The 2,025-nt window shown below is 52.7% G+C and carries 3 protein-coding genes; all 3 read left to right on the top strand.

Going from position 1 to position 2,025, the window contains the following annotated elements; translation table 11 throughout:
* Window positions 1–257 precede the first annotated feature (257 nt).
* Complete coding sequence (gene eno / locus BDE01S_RS10225; RefSeq protein ID WP_066081186.1) at window positions 258–1,544, top strand: phosphopyruvate hydratase; 1,287 nt, start codon at window positions 258–260, stop codon at window positions 1,542–1,544.
* Window positions 1,545–1,564: 20 nt separating this feature from the next.
* Window positions 1,565–1,843 carry a cell division protein FtsB gene (ftsB, locus tag BDE01S_RS10230; RefSeq protein WP_066081183.1) on the top strand — a complete coding sequence of 93 codons (279 nt, stop codon included), beginning with the start codon at window positions 1,565–1,567 and terminating at the stop codon, window positions 1,841–1,843.
* A gap of 1 nt (window position 1,844) precedes the next feature.
* On the top strand, window positions 1,845–2,025 hold a 181-nt coding region (locus BDE01S_RS11620; protein ID WP_218015875.1), incomplete at its 3' end, for a hypothetical protein.

A 2,025-nucleotide genomic window follows, 5' to 3' on the forward strand; every position in this document is an offset into this window, starting at 1 on the left:
TTCTGATACAAGGCGGGCCAACACCGTAGCAGAAATTAATTTCTTCGACTATAGGGCGGAAAAACTGATAAAATGACGCCTTTGGGAATGCTGCATCCATTTTGCGGTATTCCCGGCTGCCGATGCAGGGCCTGCTTTCCGGCCGCAGCGCAGCGGCAATCTGCCCGCAGCACGGCAGGCGGCCGGAAAGGCCGTCTGAAAACGCGGCGCGGGTAGGCTGCCCGAGCATTTTTCCTTCCTATTTTTTGGAGATTTTCATGAGCGCAATCGTTGATATTTTTGCCCGCGAAATTTTGGATTCTCGCGGTAATCCGACCGTTGAGTGTGACGTATTGTTGGAATCGGGCGTGATGGGACGCGCAGCCGTACCGAGCGGCGCTTCCACCGGTCAGAAAGAGGCTTTGGAGCTGCGCGACGGCGATAAAAGCCGCTACTTGGGCAAAGGTGTTTTGACTGCGGTTGAGCATGTCAACAACGAAATCGCCCAAGCATTGATTGGTGTGGATGCCAGCGAGCAGTCTTATATCGACCAAATCATGATTGAGCTGGACGGTACAGACAACAAAGGCCGTTTGGGCGCAAATGCGACTCTGGCGGTTTCCATGGCGGTTGCCCGTGCGGCTGCAGAAGATGCAGGCTTGCCGCTGTACCGCTACTTGGGCGGCGCAGGTCCGATGGCTCTGCCGGTGCCGATGATGAACGTTATCAACGGCGGCGAACATGCCAACAATACTTTGAATATTCAAGAATTCATGATTATGCCGGTAGGCGCGAAATCATTCCGCGAGGCTTTGCGCTGTGGTGCCGAAGTGTTCCACGCGTTGAAAAAATTGTGTGATGCCAAAGGCTTCCCGACGACTGTGGGCGACGAAGGCGGTTTCGCACCTAACCTGAATACTCATAAAGAAGCTTTGGAGCTGATTTCCGAAGCCGTTAAAGCGGCGGGCTATGTTCCGGGCGAAGATGTATTGTTTGCTCTGGACTGCGCTTCCAGCGAATTCTACAAAGACGGCAAATACCACTTGGAAGCCGAAGGCGTGGCTTTGAGCAGCGCCGAGTTTGCCGATTACCTGGCCGGTTTGGTTGCCGAATTCCCGATTATCTCCATCGAAGACGGTATGGACGAAAACGACTGGGAAGGCTGGAAACTGCTGACTGAAAAACTCGGCGGCAAAGTTCAGCTGGTCGGCGACGATTTATTTGTCACCAATCCGAAAATCTTGGCCGAAGGTATTGAAAAAGGCGTGGCCAACGCCTTGCTGGTGAAAGTGAACCAAATCGGTACGTTGAGCGAAACCCTGCAAGCCGTTGACTTGGCCAAACGCAACCGCTACGCCAGTGTCATGAGCCACCGCTCGGGCGAAACCGAAGACAGTACCATCGCCGATCTGGCCGTAGCCACCAACTGCATGCAGATTAAAACCGGTTCCCTGAGCCGTTCTGACCGCATGGCGAAATACAACCAACTGCTGCGTATCGAAGAAGAATTGGCCGAAGCCGCATACTATCCGGGCAAAGCCGCATTCTACCAACTGGGCAAGTAAGTTAAGTCGGGATATCGAGTATGAAGTGGGTGACCATCGTTTTATCCGTTGCACTGCTGTGCTTCCAATACAGCCTGTGGTTCGGCAAGGGCAGCGTCGGGCATATGGAAGAGCTGCAGGAGCAGCTTGTGCTGCAAACGGAGAAAAACCAAACGCTCACTTTACGCAATAAATTCCTGGCGGCGGAAGTGGACGATTTGGCCAACGGGCAGGAGGCGATTGCCGAAATCGCCCGTGTGGAGCTGGGTTACGTCCAAGAGGGCGAAACCTATTACCGCTTTATCGAACGCAACCGCTAAAATGACTTTGCTGAAGCCGGCGCCATTCAGTTTCCCTATCGGGCAGAATGTGCCTGAATGGTCATGGATTGTGCCGCTTCTCAAGTATCAAGGTAGATTGAAACGACAAAGCCGTCTGAAAATGCGATTTTCAGACGGCTTTTATTTGGTTGTAAATAGTGTTATGTCGTCATTTATATATA

Origin of the sequence: Bergeriella denitrificans NBRC 102155, from assembly GCF_001592185.1 — a bacterium.
Classification (GTDB): Bacteria; Pseudomonadota; Gammaproteobacteria; order Burkholderiales; family Neisseriaceae; genus Neisseria; species Neisseria denitrificans.

What these genes read in the sequence shown, in the direction of transcription:
- eno (WP_066081186.1), top strand. Translation starts at nt 258, where the DNA reads ATGAGCGCAATCGTTGATATTTTTGCCCGCGAAATTTTGGATTCTCGC.
- ftsB (WP_066081183.1), top strand. Translation starts at nt 1,565, where the DNA reads ATGAAGTGGGTGACCATCGTTTTATCCGTTGCACTGCTGTGCTTCCAA.